Genomic DNA, 21,778 nt, shown 5'->3' on the forward strand with positions numbered 1-21,778 from the left:
GCGGAAGCCTTTTGCCGAATCTGACAGGTCAATTCGATGTTGTATTTCACGCGGTGGCGAGCGCTGGGGATTATCCTGACAGCGCTGGTGGTCTGCCTGTGCGCCGTGCCCAATTTCTTCCCCGAGGCGCAGGTGAAGACCTGGCCGACGTGGGCGCAGCGGCGCCTCGTGCTCGGCCTCGATTTGCAGGGTGGCTCGTATCTGCTGCTCGAGGTCGACTCCAACTACGTGAAGAAGGATAAACTCGAACAGGTGCGTGATGATGCGCGAAAGGCGCTGCGTGACGCCAAGATCCAGTTCACCGGGGGCGTGCAGATCCGCAACGACGCCGTCGAGGCCCGGATCACGAAGGAGGCGGACGTTCCGGCTGCGCTGACCAAGCTTCGCGAGGTGGCGCAGCCAATCGGCGGCCTGCTCGGCTCAAGCGGCCAGCGCGACGTCGACGTGACCGATGCCGGTGGCGGCTTGATCCGCCTGACAGTGTCGCAGCCCGCGATGATCGAGCGGATGCGCAAGACCATCGAGCAGTCGATCCAGATCGTCGAGCGCCGCGTCAACGAGCTCGGCACCGTCGAGCCGCTGATCCAGCGTCAGGGCACCGACCGCATCCTTGTGCAGGTGCCGGGGCTGCAGGACCCGACCCATCTGAAGGAGCTGCTCGGCAAGACCGCTAAGATGGAATTCCGCATGGTCGACACCTCGGTGTCGGCCGATCAGGCCCAGCAGGGCCGGGTGCCGCCGGACTCCGAACTGTTGATGAGCGCGTCGCCGCCGCCGGTTCCGTATGTCGTCAAGAAGCAGGTGCTGGTTTCGGGAGGCGAACTCTCCGATGCCCAGCCGGGCTTCGACCAGCGTACCGGCGAGGCGATCGTCAGCTTCAAGTTCAACACGTCGGGAGCGCGCAAATTCGCTCAGGCCACCGCCGACAATGTCGGCCAGCCGTTTGCGATCGTGCTCGACAACAAGGTGATCTCGGCACCGGTGATCCGCGAGCCGATCACCGGCGGACAGGGCCAGATCTCCGGCAGCTTTACCGTACAGTCGGCCAACGATCTGGCGATCCTGATGCGCGCCGGCGCGCTGCCGGCGCCGCTGACCGTGGTCGAGGAGCGCACCGTCGGTCCCGGCCTCGGGCAGGACTCGATCGAGAAGGGCGAGCTTGCCGCCTATGTCGGCTCGATCCTGGTCATCGTGTTCATGCTGATCACCTACCGGCTGTTCGGCGTGTTCGCCAACATCGCGGTGGCCATCAACGTTGCCATGATCTTCGGGCTGCTGTCGCTGCTCAACGCCACGCTGACGTTGCCCGGCATCGCCGGCATCGTGCTGACCGTCGGCATCGCGGTCGACTCCAACGTGCTGATCTATGAGCGCATCCGCGAGGAATTGCGCGGCGGCCGCAATGCGATCTCGGCGATCGACGCCGGATTCAAGCGGGCGCTGGCGACCATCCTCGACTCCAATATCACCACCTTCATCGCCGCCGCCGTGCTGTTCTATATCGGCACCGGGCCGGTTCGCGGCTTTGCCGTGACGCTCGGCATCGGCATCATCACCACGGTGTTCACCGCCTTTACCCTGACGCGCCTGATCGTTGCGGCATGGGTGCGGTGGAAGCGGCCGCAAACCGTGCCGATCTGAGAGGCCTCTCGTGACCCATACCGTTCTCATTGGCCTTGGCATCCTGATCGCCGTGCTGACTGTGGTCGCGGCGCTCGGCCTGATGCCGCCGCTGCGCATCGTGCCCGACGATACACATTTCGACTTCACGCGCTTCCGCCGCATCAGCTTCCCGATCTCGGCGCTGCTCTCGATCCTCGCCATCACGCTGTTCTTCACCCATGGACTGAATTTCGGCATCGACTTCAAGGGCGGCACGCTGCTGGAGGTGCGGGCCAAGTCCGGCACCGCCGACATCGCAGCGATGCGCACGACCCTGAACGGCCTTGGTCTCGGCGAGGTGCAGTTGCAGCAACTCGGCGGCTCGGGCGAGGCCGACGTGCAGATACGCGTCGCCGAACAACCGGGCGGCGACAAGGCCCAGCAGGACGCGGTAGGCAAGATCCGCGGCGCGCTCGGCGAATCCGTCGATTACCGCCGCGTCGAAGTGGTGGGACCGCGCGTCTCCGGCGAGTTGCTTGCCTACGGCATGATCGGCCTGATGTTCGCGATTATCGGCATCCTGATCTATCTCTGGTTCCGGTTCGAGTGGCAGTTCGCGCTCGGCGCCATGATCGCCAACGTGCACGACATCGTGCTGACGATCGGCTTCATGTCGATCACCCAGGTCGATTTCGACCTCACCAGCATCGCGGCGCTGCTGACGATCCTCGGCTACTCGCTCAACGACACCGTCGTCATCTACGACCGTATCCGCGAGATGCTGCGGCGCTACAAGAAGATGCCGATGCCGCAGCTGCTGAACGAATCGATCAACTCGACGCTGTCGCGTTCGATCATCACCCACGTCACGGTGACCTTGGCGTTGCTCGCGCTGCTGCTGTTCGGCGGCCAGGCGATCCACAGCTTCACCGCCGTGATGATGTTCGGCGTGGTGCTGGTCGGCACCTACACCTCGATCTTCATCGCGGCGCCGATCCTGATCTATCTCGGCGTTCACACCACGCGGGGCGAGGCGCAGGATGCGCCGGCCAAGAAGCCGGACACGGCGGCAGCCAAGAAGTAACCGGTCATGAGCAACCCCTCGGACGCTCCCCATCTTCCGAGGTCGGCGCCGATCGAGGCCTACGGCAAGGGCGGCTTCGCGTTCGCCGATATGTCGCATCGCGGCTCGCTGCTGTGCCTGCCGGACTCGATCTGGGCCTGGCCGGTCACGAAGCCGCAGGAGATCGACGAATATTCGCTGCAAAAGGTGTTCGCGGCAGCGAATGCGATCGACACGCTGATTGTCGGCACCGGCACCGAGGTCTGGGTGCCGCCAAAGGGCCTGCGCGAGGCCTTGCGTGCAGTCCGCGTGGTGCTTGACCCGATGCAGACGGGCCCTGCGATCCGCACCTACAACATCATGCTGGGTGAGCGGCGCCGGGTCGCGGCGGCGCTGATCGCAGTGCCATGAGCGCGGTGGAGGCGCCGAGGGACGGCGCAGCCTTCTGCGCCGATCTGGTGCGGACCTATGACTTCGTGCGCTACGCGTCGACCTTGTTCGTGCCGGGTCCGGAGCGCCGGGCGCTGCTCGCGATCTATGCCTTCAACATCGAGGTCTCGCGCGTGCACGAGCAGGTCAGCCAGCCGCTGCCCGGCGAGATGCGGCTGCAATGGTGGACCGACATGCTGGCAGGTGCCGGGCACGGCGGCGTCGAGGGTAATCCGGTCGCGGCCGAGCTGCTCTACGCGATCCGCAATCACCGCCTGCCGGTCTCGCCGTTCTCACGGCTGGTCGAGGAGCACCAGTTCGATCTCTACAACGACCCGATGCCGTCGCTGGCCGCGCTCGAAGGCTATCTCGACGCCACGGCGTCGGCTCTGTTCTCGCAGGCCACGCGCGTGGTGGCGCGGCCATCGGAGGCGATCGATCATCTGGCCCGTCATGCCGGTCTTGCCCAGGGCATGGCGCAGGTCATCGCGACGCTCGGCCGCGACGCTTCGCGGCATCAGCTGTTTCTGCCGCTGCAGCTGCTGCAGCAGCACGGCAGCAGCAAGGAGGAGGTGTTTGCCGGCAAGCTGACGCCGAATATTCGCGCTGCGATCGACCAGCTTGCGGACGAGGTGCAAGGCCATCTCAAGACCGCATTCGGGCTGCTCGCGGATGTGCCATCCGGTGTGCGGCCGATCTTCCTGCCGCTCGCTCACGTCAGGCGCGAGCTGAACCGGGCGAGGAGAGCCGATAACGATCCGTTCCTGCCGAGGCCGGTCTCGCGCCTGCGCACGCTGTGGACTTTGTGGCGAGCCGCGCGCACCGAAGAGTTCGGCCGCTAGCTCGGTTCCTTCGAAATGTGCTTGGTGAAGATCCGGACCGTTAGGCCCCTGACCATCGGGCCGCTGTCATAAATGTCGGATGCAATCTGTTCGACCGCGTCGCGCAACGCGACGAATTGCGCCTGCCGCGCCATGCTCGCTGTTCCACGCGTGCCCGCCAGCTCGTCCATTGCGGCGTCGCTGATCTGGCATTCAACTTCCTGATCGCCGTGCATCATGGTGAAACCGAACGCCAGGCGTTCGGAATCATATCCCCCGATACGACCACGGGTGAGTGGCATTAAACTTGTCCCTTGAGCGCGCTAGCCCACGCAAAGAGTGGGGCTTCGCGCCGCGTTTGTCGAGGGCCACGCGCACGGCAAGATGCGCGCAAATTAGCCGACGGGCCGATCCATCTCGGCGACTTCGAAATTGAATCGATCGCGCAGATTCTTGCGTTGCTCGAGGATATCCTTGAGGAACTCGCGATCGGCGTCGCTGCGCATCATCGGCTCGATCAGATCGATCTGATTCATCGCGACGAGCTGGAGGATTTCGGTGCGCGGCTTGCCGGCCGCGTCGCGCGGCAGCGCATGCACGATCTGGATGTGTTCGGGCGGCTTGACGCCTTTGGCCGCGGTGAGCTCGCTGCGCAGCGTCTTTTCCAGCGCCGACTGATCCGCCTCGACGAAAGCGTAGAGCCCGACGCCGACGCGCCGGTCGGCAAAGGCGACGATCGCGGTATCGCGCACGTCAGGATTCCTGCGGATCAAATCGACCAGCACCGGGGCGTCGTTGACCAGCCGCCGGCCGCCGCCTTCGCGGTCGGTGAAATTGAAGATGCCGCGGGTGATCGCCTGATAGACCTTCTTGCCGGTTTTCAGCCAGATGCTGGCGGCCGCGGACTTCTTCGCAAGCACCTTGCGCTCCATCGGCGTCAACGCCTCCGGCGCGTAGCTGCGCTTGTGCTTCAAGAGATGCCGCAGATCCTCATAGGCCGCGATGCGGAACAACCGGCTTCGGGTCTTGAAGCAGGCGGCGAGCTGGAAGTCGGTGAGATAGGCGCGGCCGTCGCGGCCGACCAGCCAGTTCTGCTCCTTGGCGAGGTCGTTGTGGCAGATGCCGGCGCGATGCAGCTTGCGCAATGCGGCCTTGGCGGAACGGAAATAGGCGACGTCGCCGTGCGGCTTCGCCAGATGCAGCGCCGCGCCGTCGATGAAGCCGCGCACCAGCGCGCGCCGGCCGGCCCACATCAGCTTCGGCCCGACGTCGAGGTCGCGCGCCAGGGTCAGCGCGCGGCGTTCGCGCGAGAACAGATGCAGCGCCACGGCGAACGACCAGAACGGCACCTGATCGAGCCGGCGCAGCACGCCCTCGACCTCACCGTCATCGACGCGGAAGCGGCCGCGCTCGACGGTCGAGAACACGTCGCGCTTGAGCAGCACGCCCTGGCTCCATCGCGCCGACAGGGTGGCGTCGTCATCTTTCGGCAAGCTCATGACTGTCAGGCCGCTGCCGCAACGCGCAGGTGCTCTGCGATCCAGTGATCGAGATCGGCGAGCGCCCGCGCGCTGATCGCCTGCTTCTTGGCGACCGTCTTCTCGTTGCCGCGCAGCCGCGAGCCGTCCGGCTTCTTGGTCGGCGCACTGGCCAGCGGCGGGAACAGACCGAAATTGATGTTCATCGGCTGGAACGAGCGCGACCCGGCATCGATGGTTTCGATATGGCCGCCGGTGATGTGGCCGAGCAGCGCGCCGAGCGCGGTGGTGGCGGGCGGTGGCGTCAGCGCGGCGCCGCGCATGTCGGCAGCGGCGCACAGGCCGGCAATCAGGCCGACGCTGGCCGACTCGACATAGCCCTCGCAGCCCGTCATCTGCCCGGCGAAGCGCAACCGCGGCTGTGCGCGCAAGCGCAACTGCGCGTCGAGCAGCTTCGGCGAATTCAGGAAGGTGTTGCGATGCAGGCCGCCGAGGCGGGCGAACTCCGCGTTCTCGAGGCCCGGGATGGTGCGGAACACGCGCTGCTGCGCGCCATGCTTCAGCTTGGTCTGGAAGCCGACGATGTTGTAGAGCGTGCCGAGCTTGTTGTCTTGCCGCAGCTGGACGATCGCATATGGCTTCACCGTCGGATCGTGCGGATTGGTCAATCCGACCGGCTTCATCGGCCCGTGGCGCAGCGTCTCGTGACCGCGCTCGGCCATCACCTCGACCGGCAGGCAGCCGTCGAAATACGGCGTGTTGGTCTCCCAATCCTTGAAGTCGACCTTCTCGCCGTCGATCAGCGCCGTGACGAAGGCGTCATATTGCTCCCTGGTCATCGGGCAGTTGATGTAGTCGGCGCCGGTGCCGCCGGGACCGACCTTGTCGTAGCGCGACTGAAACCAGGCCACCGACATGTCGATGGAATCTTTGTGCACGATCGGCGCGATCGCATCGAAGAACGCCAGCGCGTTCTCGTCGGTCAGCTGCCTGATGGCGTCGGCGAGCGGTGCCGAGGTGAGGGGACCGGTCGCGACGATGACGTTGCTCCAGTCGGCCGGCGGCAGGCCTGTGACCTCCTCGCGGCTGATCTCGATCAGCGGATGCTCGTTGAGCGCCTTGGTGACGGCGGCGGAAAAGCCGTCGCGGTCGACGGCGAGCGCGCCGCCGGCCGGCACCTGGTTGGCATCGGCCGAGCGCATGATGAGAGAGCCCAGCCGCCGCATCTCGGCGTGCAGCAGCCCGACTGCGTTGTTGGCCGCGTCGTCCGAGCGGAACGAGTTCGAGCAGACCAACTCGGCGCAGCCGTCGGTCCGGTGCGCCTCGGTCATCCGTTGCGGGCGCATTTCGTGCAGGACGACGCGGACGCCGGAGTTGGCGACCTGCCACGCGGCTTCCGAGCCGGCGAGCCCCGCGCCCACGATGTGCACGGGTTGGGAAGAGGATTGATGCGGTGTCATCGCGCAGCGTTAGCGCGTTTCGTGACCATATGCATCTGAAACCGCGCCGGAGCGTTTCAAGCGAAGTGGATACCGGTTCGCGTAAGGAAGACGCGCCAAACCAAGGGGACCAGAGCCTATCCGTTCCGATGCCATCCGAACGGATAGCTCTGAAAACGACAACGCCCGCTGTGGAAGCGGGCGTTATCCGTTCATCAGATGGCTTGCGGCCGATTAGCCGTTGTAGGTACCGGCGGCAACACGCGGAATGTCCGAGCGGTCGAGGCCGATATCGGCCAGTTCACGATCGCTGAGCTGGGACAGTTCGCTGACATTGCGCTGATAATCCCGGAAAGCCTGGATCATGCGGATGAGCGAGAGCAACATGGTAGTCTCCTAGTAGTTCAGATTCAGCTTTTCTAAAGCCTCATCGTTGAAGTGAATATAGATGATATAGTGCAGTGCGGTAGTTCCAATGTTGCGATGCAGCTAAGCTCAAAACGCATGGCGGAGGTAAGGTCCGGTTAACCGTTTGCGGCGTCGAGAGCGGGGCCGGAGGCGGAAGTCCCGGCAACCCGGTCGCCTTCGATAAAACCTTCTAGATATCAGTGAGTTGATGGGATTCCGCTGGCCTCTACCGCGTTAAGTATGTGGTAATTACAGACCGCGTGATCAAGCTGAAATGGCGTTGTGAGTGAATGATCACGTCGATGTGTCCCATGCGTGATTCGCATGCAATATCTTGACATTAGAAGTGATTATAAGTTCATTGTATGGCGGCGCGGACGCTCGACGGACGTAGCGTCAATCGGCCGCATTGACTTGCGAGGTAGTACGGCCTTGTCCGCGGCTCGGATGTCGGCCGGGTGCACGATGTCGCGGGGATCGCCTGCTGCTTATCGGAAATGCGTTGATTGAAGTGAACGCCTCCAGCCGCGCTAATGCGGCGCCGCTTCCTTACCGGCTTGTAATCAAAACACTATGCAACGCATGCGCGATACGCGTGCAGCGCTCATCACATTCGTATCGCGCGAAGTTCATTCTGAACGGTGCCGGGAACAGCGAATAATCATTCCGCAGATTCCGCAATCACGCAGGATTCTGTTCAAGAACAAAAGATGGAACATCCCATGATCAAGACATTGATCGCAGCGACCACCATGGCTGCCGTCGTTTACGCTGTTGCCCCGGCTCAGGCCGCTCATCGCCATCACATGGGCGTCGGCTGCAGCGGCGCCAATTTCGGCAAGACTGAAGCGGCCGTCGAAGCTATGGCGGACAATGAGGTCAAATTCGCGGCGGAGAAGGAAGTCTCGCTCGCCCAGGACGCGATGCTGAACAACAAGTGGGGCGCATGCGGCGAACACCTCGGCAAAGCAGCTGAAGCCAGCATGGCGAAGTAAGCTTTGATCATGACGACAAGGGCCGATTGCCTGGGGCAATCGGCCCTTTTTATTTGGCTGGAGCGCGATCGGCCTCGATTGAATCAGGAGCCACTGTTCGCGATCAGCCCTCTTCGCACCGATTCACGCACGTCCGAGGGGGGCGCTCCGTATTGCCGGCGAAAGGTGCGGTTGAAATAGGACACGTCGCCGAAACCAACCTCAAAGGCGACCGCGCTCACAGGCCGATCGGCGTAGCGCGGATTGACGAGCAATCGATGCGCTCGCGCGAGACGGCGCCCAAGCACGAATTGTGAGAATGTGGTCCCGTCGCCTTCAAACATCCGTTGCACTTGGCGCGGGGTGACGCCGTGTCGCCGCGCGACAGCCGCAACCGTGAGATTGCCGTGATTGAGATGGTCGATGATATCGGCTTTGATGGCACGCAGCCGCGCTGCGTGGACGCCCCGCCCATGGGCAAGAGCCGCGGCATCTCTCGTTGCGCCGAGCGCCACAGCGATCAGATCGTGCACATGCGAAGCCACGTGGTGCTGTAGCTGAGGCGTGGCAAGCGCATCGTCCTCCTGCAGCGCCCCAACATAGCTCACCAACAATTTCAGCGCTTCGGTGGAGCGCGCAATGGGCTGCATCACGGAGGAATCGACGCTGCTCACCAGCGGCGCCAGCGCCGGCCGTGGAACGTGAAGGCACAAAATCTTCGCCGGGGCGGGGCAGACCATCGCGACCGGATCCGCCGAACTGACCAGCAACCCGTCGCCGGCGCTCCACGTGACCTCGCGCCCACGCTGCACCATCATGGCATCGTGCGAGCCCATCACCAGGACAAGCCCGTCGTTGCCATCCGCCAACTGTTCGGCACCGCGCTCGTAGCGAAACGCCGACATGCTGGCTGACGTGATGGCCAGCCCGGGCAGCATCCGCACGGTCACATCCGCATGCAAGGAATGATCCGGCAGTGGCGCGAGGTCGGCCTTCAGCACCAGCCGGCCGTACAGATCACGCCATGCGGCCATACGGTCCTTCTCGGCAAAATCTTCCAGGGAAAACCGGGAGAGTGCAACGTCGTTGGCCGTCGAGGTCATCGGGAAACTCAAGCTGTCGCAACAGATGTCGCCGGAATGCCGCGTCTGGTTCACCGAGGCGACCCGGTTCGGCGGCAACAGACGAACGCAGGGCTTCTAGCCAACGACTTGGCTCTGCCAAAGCGTCCTACGTATGTTCCATCCGCGGTTCCCCCCCAGCGGCGAGTGCGTCCGGGGTGGGACGCACGTTCCATTGGCCGGAACCTATACAGATTGAAATACCGACCCGCCAAGTCGTTTTCATCCAATGCGTTGTCGCGCATGTCCAAGCCGGCGGGCGGACCAGTCACTAAAACCCATGGCGCAAGATTGGACCGCTCGCAGAAGGATAAGAGGTGATTTTAGCACTACTTTTGCGTGTTGATGTCGCGCCCGGCGACGTCAGGCTTGCGATGGGCATCGTCGGCGTACTGGCCGTGTTCCTCGGAATGTTACCGTTTGCCTGGATCGTATACCGGACCGCAGCACCCAGGACGTCGCGGGCCGGAGCGGCAAAGCTCACAGTTCGAACTTCATGCGCACACTGATCCACGCCGCGGCGTGGCTTGTCCTGGTTGCGGGAAGCAACACGTCCGCCGCCGAAGGCGCAGCAACGTCGTGCCAGCTGATCAATGGCAAGTCGACGATGCAGGCCGAACTGTTGTTTGGACGTCGTATCCCCGGACATGGAAGCGTATCGGACGCCCAGTGGTCGGATTTCCTTCTGCGGGAGGTGACACCGCGCTTTCCAGATGGCTTGACCCTGCTCAGCGCTTCTGGCCAGTGGCGCGACCCGGACACGGGCCGGATCACACGCGAGCAGTCCTTTGTCGTGCGCATCATCGCTGCCGAGACGCCGGAGACCTTGGCGCGCTTGACGCAGATCGGCACCGCATACAGGCAGCGCTTTCATCAACAGTCGGTTGGCCTCACGCTCTCGACCACTTGCGCATCGTTCTGACCACTCGCTGTAACCGCAATATCCATCTCCATCGCGCGCGCGACGTCAGTCGCTGGCCGGATGGCAAGAATCTTGGGCCCCACCCACGAGGATGTGCCGATGACAATGAAGCCGCAAGGTATCATCGAATTTCGGTTCTCGACTGCTGATTGGGGCGAACGAGACCGATTGGCGATTTTCCGGGAACAGGTCGGACGGCTGGTCATGAAGCTCGACCCGGAGCCGCTGATCGAAGGTGCATTCCATGCCGAAGCGAGGTTGCGTGAGTTGCCCGGCGTTGGGATTGTCCTTGGCACCGGATCCTGGGCGTGCACCAACCTGCAGGTGGTAAGACCGCGCGAATTGCTCGACGGCACTGACGACCTCGTCCTGACGATCGCAACAAGCGGCAGCATGAACGCCTCACAACGCGGTCGGGAGGTCACGCTCGGCCCGGGTGAAGCCGTGCTGATGTCGAGCGCGGAAGTCGGCCGCATGGCCGTCCTCCCACAATCGCCAACCCGCTTCATCGGCCTCAGGTTGCCTCGCAAGGCGTTGGCGCCGCTGGTGTCCAATCTCGACGACGTGCTCATGCGTGGTTTGCCATCGAGCACGGAAGCACTGCGGTTGCTCGCGCTTTATCTTCGGAAACTGGACGACGGATATCGTCTTTCGACACCCGGACTGCTCGATGCCGTGGTCACCCATTTGATCGACCTTGGGTCGCTGGTCGTCGGCGCTAGTCCGGACGGAACGGCCGTCGCGAAAGATCGAGGGCTGGCGGCCGCGCGGTTCGCCGCGGTCAAGGCCGACATCTCCGAAAATCTCAGCTACGGCGATCTGACCTTGCTCGCCGTGGCGGCGCGCCTGCGGCTCACGCCGCGTTATATCCAGAGATTGTTCGAAAGCGTGGACACGACGTTCTCGGAATTCGTGCTGGCTCAGCGCCTGGCACGCGCGCATCGCCTCTTGACGGACCCGGTCCGGAGCGACAGCACCATCGGCACGATCGCGTTTGAATCGGGATTTGGCGATCTGTCCTACTTCAATCGGACGTTTCGCCGGTATTACGGCGCAACGCCGTCGGACATCCGCGCCGCATTGCTGCGCCACTGACGGCAAACGCTTCAACGACATACCGTCACGATTGTGGCTGGTCTGCGATGCCGAACGGCAAGATCGGCGCCTGCGGCGCGCCCCTCATCGGGGCCGGCGCGCCATCCTTGATCAAGGCGATAAAGGCCGATTGCCTGGGACAGTCGGCCTTTGACCTACCTGATGGCAAATGACCTTATGGCGCTTTGGCGAGCTGGGTGGCGAAGTAGCCGATCGTCTTGGCGTACACCTCGCTCTTATTCCACTGCTGGATGACCGCGAAATTCTCGCTGCCGGGCTCCCAGCCTTTGCCCTTCTTCCAGCCGTAGCTCTTCAGGAAGTTCGCCGTCGACGCCAGCACGTCCGGCACGTTGTGCAGCAGGTCGCGCTTGCCGTTGCCGTCAAAGTCGACTGCGAACTTGATGTAGGACGACGGCATGAACTGGGTCTGGCCGATCTCGCCGGCCCAGGCACCGCGCATCTCCTGCGGTGCGAGATCGCCGCGCTCGACGATGCGCAACGCATCCATCAACTCGGCCTTGAACATGTCGGAGCGGCGGCAATCATAGGCCAGCGTCGCCAGCGAACGCAGGGTCGGAAACTTGCCGGTGTTGACGCCGAAATCGGTTTCCAGGCCCCAGATCGCGACCAGGATTTCGCCGGGCACGCCGTAGGCTTCCTCGATACGCGACAGCACCGAGCCGTAGCGCTTCATCATGTCGGAGCCGCGATTGAGCCGCGGCGGCACCATGCGGCCCGAGAACTGCTCGAAGGTCTGGCTGAACACCTGCTGCGAATGATCGCGCGCCAGGATCGCCTTGTCCTGCGTGACGCCATTCAGCCCGGCCTGGATCGCGTTCTGTGAAATACCCTTTGCCACGGCCTCTTTCTTGAAATCGTCGAGCCAGGACTCGAACGTGCCCGTGCCGCATTGGGCGGCGAGCGCAGACGCGGTCGAGGTCAAGAGCCACGCCCCGATGGCGAGCGCGTGAAAGGACAAGCGAGAGGTCATAGGCAATTTCACTCCGAAGTCTGCGATGTCATCGATTGGTCGTGCAACGCGGCGGGTATGTTCGCGGCAACAGCGGCCAAAACAAGGCTCGTGATCGGGCCGTTTTTCTCGGGTCGCGCTGCAAATGCCACGCCAACTTCACATCCATTTGACGGTCCGGGACGACAAACCGCCGGCCGAATATATCGGCCGGCGGTTGCTGTGACGTTTACGAGTTCAGGTTGACCGGCACTTATCCGCGATCGCTGCGCCGCCACGGAAACAGGTTGGCCGGGAAGTCGGCGGCCGGCTTGCGCTCGCGCGGCTCGGGGAACACCGGCCGTGCGTTCGGATCCTTGACGATGACCTCGCGATACAGATGCCAGGTCGCGTGACCGAGCAGGGGGATCACGACAGCAAGCCCGAGGAAGAACGGGATCGTGCCGAGCACCAGGAGCACCGCGACGATGAGGCCCCAGGCTGCCATCGGCACCGGGTTCTGCGCGACGGCGCGCATCGATGTCACCATGGCTTCGCCGGCGCTGGCCTGGCGGTCGAGCATCATGGGGAAGGCGACCACGCTGATGCAGAGCGCCACGAGCGCGAACAGGAAGCCGACGCTGCAGCCGACCACGATCAGCCACCAGCCTTGCGGGGTGGTGAGCACGCGCCCGGCGAAATCGGGAATGTCAGCCGCAATCGCATAACCGAACACCGCCGTGTAGATCGCCTGCGCGGTCGCAATCCAGGTCACGAACAGTGCGAACAAGATCGTTCCGACCCCAAGCATTGCGCCGAACGACGGCGAACGGAAGACCTGAATGGCGTCCCACGCAGATGCTTCACCGCCGTCCTCGCGGCGGCGGCTCATCTCGTAGAGGCCGATCGCGGCAAACGGGCCGAGCAGGGCAAAGCCCGCGGCCAACGGAAACAGCAGGGGCAGCACGGAATAGCCGTGCACGGTGCGCGCGAGCACGATGCCGAGCACCGGATAGATCAGGCACAGGATGATGGCGTGGCTTGGCACCGCCTTGAAGTCTTCCCAGCCGAGACGCAGCGCTTGGTGCAAATCGGACAGGCCGATGGTGCGGATGACGGGCGCAGACGCGGCACCTTCTCCGCTCTGCGTCATCGATGTGACATTGCCTTGGTATGGTGTGGCCATGGTCGTTGTCTCCCTCTGGGCGGGCGCATTCTGCGCCCGGCGCGCGGGCACAAACGTACTGCCTCTCGAAGCGATCACGAGCAAGCCAGACGCGAAAGACAGAGCAGGGAACTGGCCGTGTCGCGAACTGTTGAGTGAGGCTACTCCCAAACTGCGCCAAAAGCACTCACGCTTAAGTGAATGTCGCATTGGCAAGGTATTGAGGGGGCGATACACTTGAACTGCGACCGCGGTCAGCCGGCCCATTGCCGTGTGACCTTCACATCTCAACTCTCTTGGGAGCGAACGATGAGCATTTTTGGAAAAATCATGGGCGCGATCTTCGGCAGCAGTGCCAGCGCGGCGCCCGCCGGCGGAACGGCCACAAGCGCAGCTCCCGCCGGTGGATCCGGCAGCGCGTCGCCATCTCCTGCCGCAGTGCCTGCTGGTGCGGCGCCCGCCCAGTCCGTTGACGTCGCCCCCATCCTCGACAAGGCGGTTGCCGCCAAGGGCGAGAAGCTCGAGTGGCGCACCTCGATCGTCGACCTGATGAAGGCACTCGACATCGACTCCAGCCTGTCGGCCCGCAAGGAGCTCGCCAAGGAGCTCGGCTACAGCGGCGACACCAACGATTCCGCCAGCATGAACATCTGGCTGCACAAGCAAGTGATGACCAAGCTCGCAGCCAATGGCGGCGTGCTGCCGGCGGACATCAAGCACTAACGGGATCATCCTACACACCACCAGGGCCCGCGCCAGCGCGGGCCCTTTTTTATGGATCGGCGAGCATCTATAGATCGGCAAACAAGAAGGAGAACGCGCATGACTGATCTTGATCGCCGGACCATGCTTGCGACCGGCGCCCTCGCACTGGCCGGCGCCGCGACGCAATCCGCGCCGGCCCATGCCGAGGCCGCGCCGAAGGCGCTGTTTCCGGTACCGGCTGTGACGATCCCGATCGTCGGCGCCTCCGAGGTGTTCCAGGTCCGCCGCATCTACTGCATCGGCCGCAACTACGCCGCGCACGCGATCGAGCGTGGCTCCGATCCGACGCGCGAGCCGCCGTTCTTCTTCCAGAAGCCGACCGATGCGATCCAGAATGTCGCGGCCGGCACCGTCGCCGATCATCCTTATCCGTCCCTGACCAAGAACTATCACCACGAGGTCGAACTGGTCGCGGCGCTGAAGTCCGGCGGCAGCAACATTCCCGCCGACAAGGCGCTCGAGCACGTCTATGGTTACGCACTCGGGCTCGACATGACGCGGCGCGATCTGCAGAACGGCATGGCCGCGGAGAAGAAGCCGTGGGAGATCGGCAAGAGCTTTGACCATGCGGCGGTGCTCGGGCCAATCCATCCGGCTGACAAGACCGGCCACTTCACGCAAGGCGCGATCTCGCTCGCAGTCAACGGCACGGTGCGGCAGAGCTCGGATCTGAAGAACATGATCTGGAGCGTCGCCGAGCAGATCGCAAAGCTGTCCGAGGCCTTCGAGCTGAAGGCCGGCGACATCATTTATTCCGGCACGCCGGAGAATGTCGGCCCGGTCGTCAAGGGCGACGTGCTGCTCTGCAAGCTCGAAGGCTTGCCCGACATGTCGATCAAGATCGTCTGACCAGAACGGCGCTAGCCGGCGAGGTCCGCATATTCCGGATGCTTGTTGAGGTAGTCCACCACGAAGCCGCAGCCGGCGATGACCTTGCGGCCGTCGGCGCGGATCAGCTCCAGCGCGCCCTTGACCAGCTCCGATGCGATGCCGCGGCCGCGCAGGGCACGCGGTGTCTCGGTATGGGTGATGATCACGGCCGCCGGCGTCCGCCGGTAATTCGCAAAGGCGAGACCGCCCTCGGTGTCGAGCTCGAAGCGGTTTTGATCCCTGTTGTCGCGGACGGCAGCCATCGCAAATCCTAACTTGATTCACAGGCGTTGATCTAAGCGCGTGAACCGGCCGGTGCAAAGACGCGACCAACCCGCATATTGGCATTTGTGGATTGACGATATGCGCATTTCGGCCTGCCTGACCGCCGCATTGCTCGGCGCCGCCCTGACGCTGCCAAATCCCCCGCAAGCGGCTGCCGCCGATGATCCGGTCTGGCAGACCTGCATCGGCTCCGCGACGGCCCCGGGCGACCGCGTGACTGCCTGCACGGCTGTCATCGACGGCAAGACCCAAACCGGCAGGCATCTGGCCGGGGCCTATTGCAACCGCGGCCATGGACTGACCGAGAAGCGCGAACTCGATGCCGCACTTGCCGACCTCAACGAGGCGATCAAGCTCGATCCTGCGTTTGCCTGCGCCTACACCAACCGTGGCCGCGTTTACGCCTTCAAGCTGGATCTCGATCATGCCATCGCCGACTACGATGAAGCGATCCGGATCGATCCGGGTTTTGCGATGGCCTACAACAACCGCGGCGATGCCTGGCTCAACAAGGGCGATCTCGACCGCGCGCTGGCCGATCTCAACCTCGCCATCAAGTACAGTCCACAGCTCTCCACGGCCTATGGCAATCGAGGCTTCGTCTATTACCGCAAGCACGACGCGGCGCATGCGATCGCCGACTTCACCACCGAGATCAAGCTTGATCCCAACGTGCTCGCCTATATCAACCGCGGCAATGTCTACCGCGAGGCCGAGCAGCTCGACCGCGCCGCCGCCGACTATGGTGAGGCGACGAAGCTCGCGCCGACCGACGCGCGCGGCTGGCGCAACCGCGGCATGATCCGGCTCTTTCAGGGCGACAACAAGGGCGGGCTCGCCGACTACGACAAGGCGCTGCAATACGATCCCGCGGACGTCTATTCCTGGAACAACCGCGGCCAGGCCAGGCTGCGGCTCGGCGACAGGAAGGGCGCGGCGGCCGATTTCCGCAAGGCGCTCGAGCTGCAGCCCGATCTGAAGACCGCCAAGGAAGCGCTGGCGCGTCTCGACGGGGCACGGTAACGCACATCGCCCGCGGCCGTCGGTCCTGCCGCGTTGCACACATGCCGATCGGGCCTTGCGGGCGGGCGCAATTCGATTAGGCTTGAGCCGAGACATACGCCCGTGATGCGGCCCGATGGTCGTCTGGTACGGAGTGGTAAGGCCGGCCGCTGACGTATGCCCCTTGTCGCAAGGAGGTTCGTCATGTCGGACAATCGTTTCTTCGGCACACATCGCCCCTGGGAGGACTGGCTCGGCATGCTGCTCGGCGTGCTGATCATGGTCTCGCCCTGGTTTCCGATGCAGGTGAGCGACGTCGTCGACGTCGAACGCAGCCACCTGGTGCTCAACAGCTTCGTGGTCGGCATGCTGGTGCTGGGCCTCGCCCAGCTCGAATATGTCGCGCTGCATCGCTGGGAGGAGGTGGCGAGCATTCTGCTCGGCCTCTGGCTGGTCGCGTCGCCCAACATCTTCGGCTATTCGGAAGACCAGTCGCTGCAGCTCTGGCACATCCTGCTCGGCGCGCTGGTCGCGCTGATCGGCGCGTTGCAGCTCTGGCAGGACTGGAACCTGAGCGAGCAGGACCTGGCCAAGTATCCGCAGTAGCGGGCGGAGCCGGGCAGATCGGGCTGGCCGCCGCCGGCGCGCGGTATCATCGCGCTGCGCCCCGGCGGGCCTTGCCGAGGCGCGCTGCTTGGCGATAAACCGGGTGGTACCAACCCCTTGCGGCGCTTGAAGACGCCCGGTTCTGACCAAGGAAACACCCGATGACCGTCCTGACCATGCCCTGTCTGTTGTGCGTATCGGCGGGGCGACAATGAGCGGGACGGCTGGGACCGCGCCGCGCGGCGGGATCGCGCGGGTGTCGCGCCGGGTGATGAACCTCGCCTACATCCTGACCCAGAACGCCCGCCGACATGGCGATCGTCCCGGTTTCATCTGGAACGAGAAGGCCTGGTCGTGGCGCCATATCGACCAGAACGTCTCGGCGCTGGCCGCGGCACTGGCCGCGCGCGGCATCGGCAAGGGCGACCGCATCCTGGTGCATTCCAAGAACTGCGACGAGATGTTCTGGTCGATGTTCGCAGCGTTCCGGCTCGGGGCGGTCTGGGTGCCGACCAATTTCCGCCTGATGCCTGATGAGGTTGCCTATCTGGCCGCGGCCTCCAGCGCCAAGGCGTTTCTGTGCCACGCCGACTTCCCCGAGCATGCCAAGGCGGCCGCCAATCCCGCGCTCGAATTCGTCTGGCGGATCGGTGAGCAAAACAGCTTCGGCGAGCAAGGCACGTTCGGCGAGGCGACCGTCGGTGACGTCATCGCCAGGCATGCGAGCGCGGTGGTCGAGAACGTTGCGGTCGACTACGACGATCCCTGCTGGTTCTTCTTCACCTCCGGCACCACAGGCCGCTCCAAGGCGGCGGTCCTGACCCATGGCCAGATGGCCTTCGTGATCACCAACCATCTCGCCGACCTGATGCCCGGCACCACCGAGGAGGACGCCTCGCTGGTGGTGGCGCCGCTGTCGCATGGCGCCGGCGTGCATCAACTGGTGCAGTCCGCGCGCGGCGTGCCGACCATCCTGCTGCCGTCGGAGAAGTTCGACATCGCCGAAGCGTTCCGGCTGATCGCCAAGCACCGCGTCAGCAACATGTTCACGGTGCCGACCATCCTGAAGATGATGGTCGAGCATCCCGCGGCCGACCAGCACGATCATTCCTCGCTGCGCTACATCATCTATGCCGGCGCACCGATGTATCGCGAAGACCAAAAGTCGGCGCTGAACAAGCTCGGCGGCGTGCTCGTGCAATATTTTGGCCTCGGCGAGGTCACCGGCAACATCACCGTGCTGCCGCCCGGTCTGCACGATCCTGAGGACGGCCCGCATGCGCGGATCGGCACCTGCGGCTTCGAGCGCACCGGCATGCAGGTCTCGATCCAGGGAGACGACGGCCGCGAGTTGAAGGCGCGCGAGACCGGCGAGATCTGCGTGATCGGGCCCGGCGTGTTCGCCGGCTATTACGACAATCCCGAGGCCAATGCGAAGGCGTTCCGCGACGGCTGGTTCCGCACCGGCGACCTCGGCCATATGGACGAGGAGGGGTTCGTCTACATCACCGGCCGCGCCTCCGACATGTACATCTCCGGCGGCTCCAACATCTATCCGCGCGAGATCGAGGAGAAGCTCTTGACGCATCCCGCGGTCGGCGAGGTCGCGGTGCTCGGCGTGCCCGATCCGTTCTGGGGCGAGGTCGGCGTCGCCGTCTGCGTCGCGCGCGAGGGCACCGAGGCGGTCGCCGAGGCGGAGCTCGCCGCGTACCTGGCGCCAAAGGTGCCGCGCTACAAGATGCCGAAGCGCTTCTTCTTCTGGGAAGCGCTGCCGAAGTCCGGCTACGGCAAGGTGCCGAAGCGGCTGATCCGCGACGAGCTCGAGGCGCGCGGGCTGCTCGAGGTGATCGCCAAATCGACGGACACGTAGGGCGATGCGCAGCATCGCCCAGCCTGGCGCTCCGCTTCCCGAGCGAATCCAGTGGGTCGCCGCGCGCGGCCGCGCCTTTTCATTCATGCTCGAGGCCGGCATTCCCTTGCTCGAAGCGGTGCGCCGCGGCTTTGCGGCGCAAGGCTTTTCCGGCGGCGTGCTGAGCGCGACGGGTGGCGCGCTCGGGCCGTTCGCCTACGTGATGCCGGCGCTGTCGAAGGACGGCGTCAACGCGGCGTTCTACAGCGACACGTTTCGCCCCGACGGCGTGACGCGGCTCAAGCTAGCGGCGCTGACCTTCGGTGAACGCGACGGCGCGCCGTTCTTCCATTGCCACGGCTTGTGGACCGAGGCCGACGGCCGCTTCAACGGCGGCCACATGCTGCCCGATGAGACCATCGTCGCCGAGCCGTTCGAGGTCAGCGCGTTCGGGATCGATGGCGCGACGTTCCTGGCCGAGCTCGACAGCGAGACCAATTTCAAGCTGTTCGGTCCCGTCGCCCGCGCGCCTGTTGGTGCGAAGACCACCAGCCATGCCTTCGCATTGCGGCTGCGCCCGAACCAGGATTTCGCCTGCGCGCTGGAAGGCTTCTGCCGCCACCACGGCATCCTGCGCGCGCGGCTGCACGGCGGCGTCGGTTCGACCATCGGCGCCGTCTTCAGCGATGGCCACAGCGTGGTGCCGTTCGCGACCGAACTTGCGGTGACCGCGGGGCTGATCGCGGCCGACGAAGATGGCCTGCTGCATGCCGAGCTCGACGTCGCGCTGGTCGACTATCTCGGCGGCATCGCCGAGGGACGCCTGGTGCGCGGCGACAATCCGGTGCTGATGACGATGGAGCTGGTGCTGGAGGTGCTGGAGGAGGCGGAGCGGCCGTAGGGGGCGGCACGCGTCATCCCCATCGTCGTCCCGGCGAAGGCCGGGACCCATACCCTGCGGCGAATGTTGTTGACGGGACTCGTCGTTCCGACATCGTGCACCAATGACCATTTGTGGTTATGGGTCCCTGCTTTCGCAGGGACGACACCGAATGTGTTGTGCGATTCGGTGGCAAGGGGGCATCACCGCCGCTTGCGGACATGGACGTTGATGTCGAGGTCGATCGCGCTGACGCAACGCTGCTCGGACTTGTGCGAGCCGCCCTCATGCCAGCGGCCGCTGCGCAGGCTGATGTCGCTGACATGAGCGAGTCGCAGGCAGCGCCATTGCGGCAGCTTGCCGGAGCTCGCGCCGGCGAACTGCCAGGCCAGCACGACCTCTTCACCGCTCTTGTTGTGGCCGATGATGTGCGGACACAGCTCGCGCGGCCGCCGGTCGTAGACGCAGGCTACCTGTTGCTCGGTGAGGATGGCCTTGCGGAAGAGGGCGTAGGCCTTGCTGGGCATTGGGACATCGATCCATCTAGGATTGTCGCGGGCTCTTATCATAAACTGAGCTACCCGCCGTTGTTTCCCCGGATCCGCGCACATGGCCAGACGAAATCGCCCGATCAACATGCCCGCGCCGTATCTTCGGCGGGTCTGGCTTGATCCAACGCGCATTCCCAACCGCCAGGCTTACCCATTCGTGCTGCCGCTGCTGCGCGACGAATTCGAGCTCGGCTTCGACAAGGCGATCACCATCATCGTCGGCGAGAACGGCACCGGTAAGTCGACGCTGCTCGAGGGCATCGCCGTGATGGCCGGCTATGACGACGCCGGCGGCGGCAAGGGTTATCGGCCGGTCGACCACGGCCGTGCGCTGGAGAAAATGGGCGGCTCGCTTGCGTCGGCGCTGCGCGCGAGCTGGCTGCCCAGAATCACCAACGGCTGGTTCTTCCGCGCCGAGAGCTTCTTCTCGGTCGCACGCTATCTCGACGAAGCGGCGATGGACGCCGGAGGCATGCCGCCGGACTTCCTGTCGCATTCCCACGGCGAGGGCTTCCTGCGTTTCTTCGAGGAGCGCTGCCAGCGGCAGGGCATCTTCATCTTCGACGAGCCGGAATCCGCGCTGTCGCCGTCGCGGCAGATCGAATTCCTCAAGCTGCTGCACCGGATGAACGGGACGGGCCACTGCCAGGTGATCATGGCCACGCATTCGCCTGTCCTGATGGCCTATCCGGACGCGACGCTGCTGCGGCTGACGAAGTATGGCCTCGAACCGGTGAGCCTGAAGGATACCGATCACTTCAAGGTCATGCGGGAGTTTTGCGATGACCCGAAGGGGTTCGTCGAGGCGGTGATCGAGGAGTAAGGGCGCCGGAGAGGCTTGTCCCACGGGGAAGTTCTGACTTCGCTCTGGTGCAAGAAGCCGCTTTCCATCTGGTCCAGAATACCGAAACATAAGCTTCGGCACGCGCCTGGCGCGGTGACCGAAAAGCGAGGAGACAAGGATGAGGCTGATGATCGCGAAGGCTGGCGTCGTGGTGGCGGCGCTGGCTGTGTTGGGGGCCGTGTGGGCGCATGGGCCGACCCGGCAGAAGGTGCGGGAATCCATCGAGATCGACGCGCCGCAGGCCAAGGTGTGGGCGGTGATCGGCAATTTCCAGGACATGAGCTGGCTCGCCGGCGTCACCAAGACCGAGGGCGAGAAGGGCAACGAGATCGGCGCCACAAGGCGGCTGACGCTGGGACCCGGCGCCACCGTCGACGAGGAGCTCTACAAATACGAGCCCGAGATGATGAGCTATTCGTACCGGATCACCGCGGTCGACGTGAAGGTGCTGCCGGTCACAAACTATTCCTCGACGCTGTCGGTGTCGCCGGCGCCCGGCGGCAAGTCGAAGCTGGAATGGGCCGGCGCGTTCTACCGGGGCTTTCCGAACAACGACCCGCCGCCGGAGCTGAGCGACGAGGCCGCACTGAAGGCGGTGAGCGGGCTCTACAAGGCCGGCCTGGAAGCGCTGAAGAAGAAGATCGAGAGCGGAAGCTGAAC

General features: G+C 64.3%; 24 protein-coding genes. 15 read left to right on the top strand and 9 right to left on the bottom strand.

Annotated features, from left to right (window positions below; all coding sequences use genetic code 11):
- Positions 1–36 precede the first annotated feature (36 nt).
- From secD to QMZ05_RS11000, 4 genes are read left to right on the top strand one after another with little or no spacing between them, the layout of a single operon-like run.
- Positions 37–1,641, top strand: a complete 1,605-nt coding sequence (secD, locus tag QMZ05_RS10985; protein ID WP_353700762.1) for a protein translocase subunit SecD — start codon at positions 37–39, stop codon at positions 1,639–1,641.
- A 10-nt stretch (positions 1,642–1,651) separates the two neighbouring features.
- Positions 1,652–2,686 carry a protein translocase subunit SecF gene (gene secF, locus QMZ05_RS10990; RefSeq protein WP_353700763.1) on the top strand — a complete coding sequence of 345 codons (1,035 nt, stop codon included), beginning with the start codon at positions 1,652–1,654 and terminating at the stop codon, positions 2,684–2,686.
- Positions 2,687–2,692: 6 nt separating this feature from the next.
- Entirely contained in the window at positions 2,693–3,076 is a 384-nt protein-coding gene (locus QMZ05_RS10995; RefSeq protein WP_074126129.1) for an Mth938-like domain-containing protein, read from the top strand.
- Complete coding sequence (locus QMZ05_RS11000) at positions 3,073–3,936, top strand: squalene/phytoene synthase family protein (protein ID WP_353700764.1); 864 nt, start codon at positions 3,073–3,075, stop codon at positions 3,934–3,936. The genes QMZ05_RS10995 and QMZ05_RS11000 overlap by 4 nt, the downstream gene beginning before the upstream one ends.
- On the opposite strand, the gene QMZ05_RS11005 is transcribed toward QMZ05_RS11000, so the two are convergent.
- The 4 genes from QMZ05_RS11005 to QMZ05_RS11020 form a co-directional block, all read right to left on the bottom strand.
- Complete coding sequence (locus tag QMZ05_RS11005) at positions 3,933–4,217, bottom strand: DUF1488 family protein (RefSeq protein ID WP_353700765.1); 285 nt, start codon at positions 4,215–4,217, stop codon at positions 3,933–3,935. The genes QMZ05_RS11000 and QMZ05_RS11005 overlap by 4 nt on opposite strands.
- Positions 4,218–4,310: 93 nt before the next feature.
- Entirely contained in the window at positions 4,311–5,414 is a 1,104-nt protein-coding gene (locus QMZ05_RS11010; RefSeq protein WP_353700766.1) for a serine/threonine protein kinase, read from the bottom strand.
- 5 nt (positions 5,415–5,419) lie between these two features.
- Positions 5,420–6,853, bottom strand: coding sequence for a methylenetetrahydrofolate--tRNA-(uracil(54)-C(5))-methyltransferase (FADH(2)-oxidizing) TrmFO (gene trmFO / locus QMZ05_RS11015; RefSeq protein ID WP_353700767.1), 1,434 nt, complete (start codon positions 6,851–6,853; stop codon positions 5,420–5,422).
- Positions 6,854–7,066: 213 nt separating this feature from the next.
- Complete coding sequence (locus tag QMZ05_RS11020; protein ID WP_016846063.1) at positions 7,067–7,219, bottom strand: DUF1127 domain-containing protein; 153 nt, start codon at positions 7,217–7,219, stop codon at positions 7,067–7,069.
- A gap of 755 nt (positions 7,220–7,974) precedes the next feature.
- On the opposite strand from QMZ05_RS11020, the gene QMZ05_RS11025 reads away from it, so the two are divergent.
- Positions 7,975–8,235: a hypothetical protein gene (locus QMZ05_RS11025; protein ID WP_349510106.1), complete on the top strand. Its 261-nt coding sequence runs from the start codon at positions 7,975–7,977 to the stop codon at positions 8,233–8,235.
- Positions 8,236–8,318: 83 nt separating this feature from the next.
- Here QMZ05_RS11025 and QMZ05_RS11030 read toward each other — a convergent pair whose 3' ends face one another.
- Positions 8,319–9,317 (bottom strand): AraC family transcriptional regulator, encoded by a 999-nt coding sequence (locus QMZ05_RS11030; protein ID WP_353700768.1) that lies wholly within the window; start codon positions 9,315–9,317, stop codon positions 8,319–8,321.
- Between the two features lie 514 nt (positions 9,318–9,831).
- Between QMZ05_RS11030 and QMZ05_RS11035 the strand changes: the two genes are divergently transcribed.
- Positions 9,832–10,257 carry a DUF3574 domain-containing protein gene (locus tag QMZ05_RS11035; protein WP_353700769.1) on the top strand — a complete coding sequence of 142 codons (426 nt, stop codon included), beginning with the start codon at positions 9,832–9,834 and terminating at the stop codon, positions 10,255–10,257.
- Positions 10,258–10,356: 99 nt separating this feature from the next.
- Entirely contained in the window at positions 10,357–11,352 is a 996-nt protein-coding gene (locus QMZ05_RS11040) for an AraC family transcriptional regulator (protein ID WP_353700770.1), read from the top strand.
- A gap of 175 nt (positions 11,353–11,527) precedes the next feature.
- Here the strand turns inward: QMZ05_RS11040 and QMZ05_RS11045 are convergent, their stop codons facing one another.
- Both QMZ05_RS11045 and QMZ05_RS11050 read right to left on the bottom strand, forming a co-directional pair.
- Complete coding sequence (locus QMZ05_RS11045) at positions 11,528–12,343, bottom strand: lytic murein transglycosylase (protein ID WP_353700771.1); 816 nt, start codon at positions 12,341–12,343, stop codon at positions 11,528–11,530.
- Positions 12,344–12,575: 232 nt separating this feature from the next.
- Entirely contained in the window at positions 12,576–13,487 is a 912-nt protein-coding gene (locus QMZ05_RS11050) for a DUF2189 domain-containing protein (RefSeq protein WP_353700772.1), read from the bottom strand.
- A gap of 288 nt (positions 13,488–13,775) precedes the next feature.
- Between QMZ05_RS11050 and QMZ05_RS11055 the strand changes: the two genes are divergently transcribed.
- Entirely contained in the window at positions 13,776–14,189 is a 414-nt protein-coding gene (locus tag QMZ05_RS11055; RefSeq protein WP_050424522.1) for a DUF3597 domain-containing protein, read from the top strand.
- A gap of 99 nt (positions 14,190–14,288) precedes the next feature.
- Complete coding sequence (locus QMZ05_RS11060; protein WP_353700773.1) at positions 14,289–15,080, top strand: fumarylacetoacetate hydrolase family protein; 792 nt, start codon at positions 14,289–14,291, stop codon at positions 15,078–15,080.
- An 11-nt stretch (positions 15,081–15,091) separates the two neighbouring features.
- Here QMZ05_RS11060 and QMZ05_RS11065 read toward each other — a convergent pair whose 3' ends face one another.
- The gene (locus QMZ05_RS11065; protein WP_050424520.1) at positions 15,092–15,364 is read right to left on the bottom strand and encodes a GNAT family N-acetyltransferase; all 273 of its coding nucleotides are present in this window, start codon (positions 15,362–15,364) and stop codon (positions 15,092–15,094) included.
- Positions 15,365–15,464: 100 nt separating this feature from the next.
- Here QMZ05_RS11065 and QMZ05_RS11070 point away from each other — a divergent pair, with 100 nt between their 5' ends.
- From QMZ05_RS11070 to QMZ05_RS11085, 4 genes are all read left to right on the top strand, one after another.
- Positions 15,465–16,409 (top strand): tetratricopeptide repeat protein, encoded by a 945-nt coding sequence (locus QMZ05_RS11070; protein ID WP_353700774.1) that lies wholly within the window; start codon positions 15,465–15,467, stop codon positions 16,407–16,409.
- Positions 16,410–16,592: 183 nt separating this feature from the next.
- Positions 16,593–16,994, top strand: a complete 402-nt coding sequence (locus QMZ05_RS11075; protein ID WP_353700775.1) for an SPW repeat protein — start codon at positions 16,593–16,595, stop codon at positions 16,992–16,994.
- 211 nt (positions 16,995–17,205) lie between these two features.
- A complete protein-coding gene (locus tag QMZ05_RS11080; RefSeq protein WP_353700776.1) occupies positions 17,206–18,864 on the top strand; it encodes an acyl-CoA synthetase in 1,659 nt (552 codons plus the stop codon).
- A gap of 4 nt (positions 18,865–18,868) precedes the next feature.
- Positions 18,869–19,744 carry a DUF296 domain-containing protein gene (locus tag QMZ05_RS11085; protein WP_353700777.1) on the top strand — a complete coding sequence of 292 codons (876 nt, stop codon included), beginning with the start codon at positions 18,869–18,871 and terminating at the stop codon, positions 19,742–19,744.
- Between the two features lie 182 nt (positions 19,745–19,926).
- Here QMZ05_RS11085 and QMZ05_RS11090 read toward each other — a convergent pair whose 3' ends face one another.
- A complete protein-coding gene (locus QMZ05_RS11090; protein ID WP_353700778.1) occupies positions 19,927–20,250 on the bottom strand; it encodes a hypothetical protein in 324 nt (107 codons plus the stop codon).
- Between the two features lie 82 nt (positions 20,251–20,332).
- On the opposite strand from QMZ05_RS11090, the gene QMZ05_RS11095 reads away from it, so the two are divergent.
- A complete protein-coding gene (locus tag QMZ05_RS11095; RefSeq protein WP_353700779.1) occupies positions 20,333–21,097 on the top strand; it encodes an AAA family ATPase in 765 nt (254 codons plus the stop codon).
- A 139-nt stretch (positions 21,098–21,236) separates the two neighbouring features.
- A complete protein-coding gene (locus QMZ05_RS11100) occupies positions 21,237–21,776 on the top strand; it encodes an SRPBCC family protein (protein ID WP_353700780.1) in 540 nt (179 codons plus the stop codon).
- Positions 21,777–21,778 lie beyond the last annotated feature (2 nt).

This window comes from Bradyrhizobium sp. INPA03-11B (assembly GCF_040446015.1).
Lineage (GTDB): Bacteria > Pseudomonadota > Alphaproteobacteria > Rhizobiales > Xanthobacteraceae > Bradyrhizobium > Bradyrhizobium macuxiense_A.

Bases quoted from the DNA above. Each gene is read 5' to 3' on its own strand.
- QMZ05_RS11065 (WP_050424520.1), bottom strand. From the start codon at position 15,364: ATGGCTGCCGTCCGCGACAACAGGGATCAAAACCGCTTCGAGCTCGAC.
- QMZ05_RS11050 (WP_353700772.1), bottom strand. From the start codon at position 13,487: ATGGCCACACCATACCAAGGCAATGTCACATCGATGACGCAGAGCGGA.
- QMZ05_RS11045 (WP_353700771.1), bottom strand. From the start codon at position 12,343: ATGACCTCTCGCTTGTCCTTTCACGCGCTCGCCATCGGGGCGTGGCTC.
- QMZ05_RS11090 (WP_353700778.1), bottom strand. From the start codon at position 20,250: ATGCCCAGCAAGGCCTACGCCCTCTTCCGCAAGGCCATCCTCACCGAG.
- QMZ05_RS11040 (WP_353700770.1), top strand. From the start codon at position 10,357: ATGACAATGAAGCCGCAAGGTATCATCGAATTTCGGTTCTCGACTGCT.
- trmFO (WP_353700767.1), bottom strand. From the start codon at position 6,853: ATGACACCGCATCAATCCTCTTCCCAACCCGTGCACATCGTGGGCGCG.
- secD (WP_353700762.1), top strand. From the start codon at position 37: ATGTTGTATTTCACGCGGTGGCGAGCGCTGGGGATTATCCTGACAGCG.
- QMZ05_RS11080 (WP_353700776.1), top strand. From the start codon at position 17,206: ATGAGCGGGACGGCTGGGACCGCGCCGCGCGGCGGGATCGCGCGGGTG.
- QMZ05_RS11010 (WP_353700766.1), bottom strand. From the start codon at position 5,414: ATGAGCTTGCCGAAAGATGACGACGCCACCCTGTCGGCGCGATGGAGC.
- QMZ05_RS11100 (WP_353700780.1), top strand. From the start codon at position 21,237: ATGAGGCTGATGATCGCGAAGGCTGGCGTCGTGGTGGCGGCGCTGGCT.
- QMZ05_RS11060 (WP_353700773.1), top strand. From the start codon at position 14,289: ATGACTGATCTTGATCGCCGGACCATGCTTGCGACCGGCGCCCTCGCA.
- QMZ05_RS11035 (WP_353700769.1), top strand. From the start codon at position 9,832: ATGCGCACACTGATCCACGCCGCGGCGTGGCTTGTCCTGGTTGCGGGA.
- QMZ05_RS11095 (WP_353700779.1), top strand. From the start codon at position 20,333: ATGGCCAGACGAAATCGCCCGATCAACATGCCCGCGCCGTATCTTCGG.
- QMZ05_RS11075 (WP_353700775.1), top strand. From the start codon at position 16,593: ATGTCGGACAATCGTTTCTTCGGCACACATCGCCCCTGGGAGGACTGG.
- QMZ05_RS10995 (WP_074126129.1), top strand. From the start codon at position 2,693: ATGAGCAACCCCTCGGACGCTCCCCATCTTCCGAGGTCGGCGCCGATC.
- QMZ05_RS11020 (WP_016846063.1), bottom strand. From the start codon at position 7,219: ATGTTGCTCTCGCTCATCCGCATGATCCAGGCTTTCCGGGATTATCAG.
- QMZ05_RS11085 (WP_353700777.1), top strand. From the start codon at position 18,869: ATGCGCAGCATCGCCCAGCCTGGCGCTCCGCTTCCCGAGCGAATCCAG.
- QMZ05_RS11000 (WP_353700764.1), top strand. From the start codon at position 3,073: ATGAGCGCGGTGGAGGCGCCGAGGGACGGCGCAGCCTTCTGCGCCGAT.
- QMZ05_RS11005 (WP_353700765.1), bottom strand. From the start codon at position 4,217: ATGCCACTCACCCGTGGTCGTATCGGGGGATATGATTCCGAACGCCTG.
- QMZ05_RS11070 (WP_353700774.1), top strand. From the start codon at position 15,465: ATGCGCATTTCGGCCTGCCTGACCGCCGCATTGCTCGGCGCCGCCCTG.
- QMZ05_RS11030 (WP_353700768.1), bottom strand. From the start codon at position 9,317: ATGACCTCGACGGCCAACGACGTTGCACTCTCCCGGTTTTCCCTGGAA.
- QMZ05_RS11055 (WP_050424522.1), top strand. From the start codon at position 13,776: ATGAGCATTTTTGGAAAAATCATGGGCGCGATCTTCGGCAGCAGTGCC.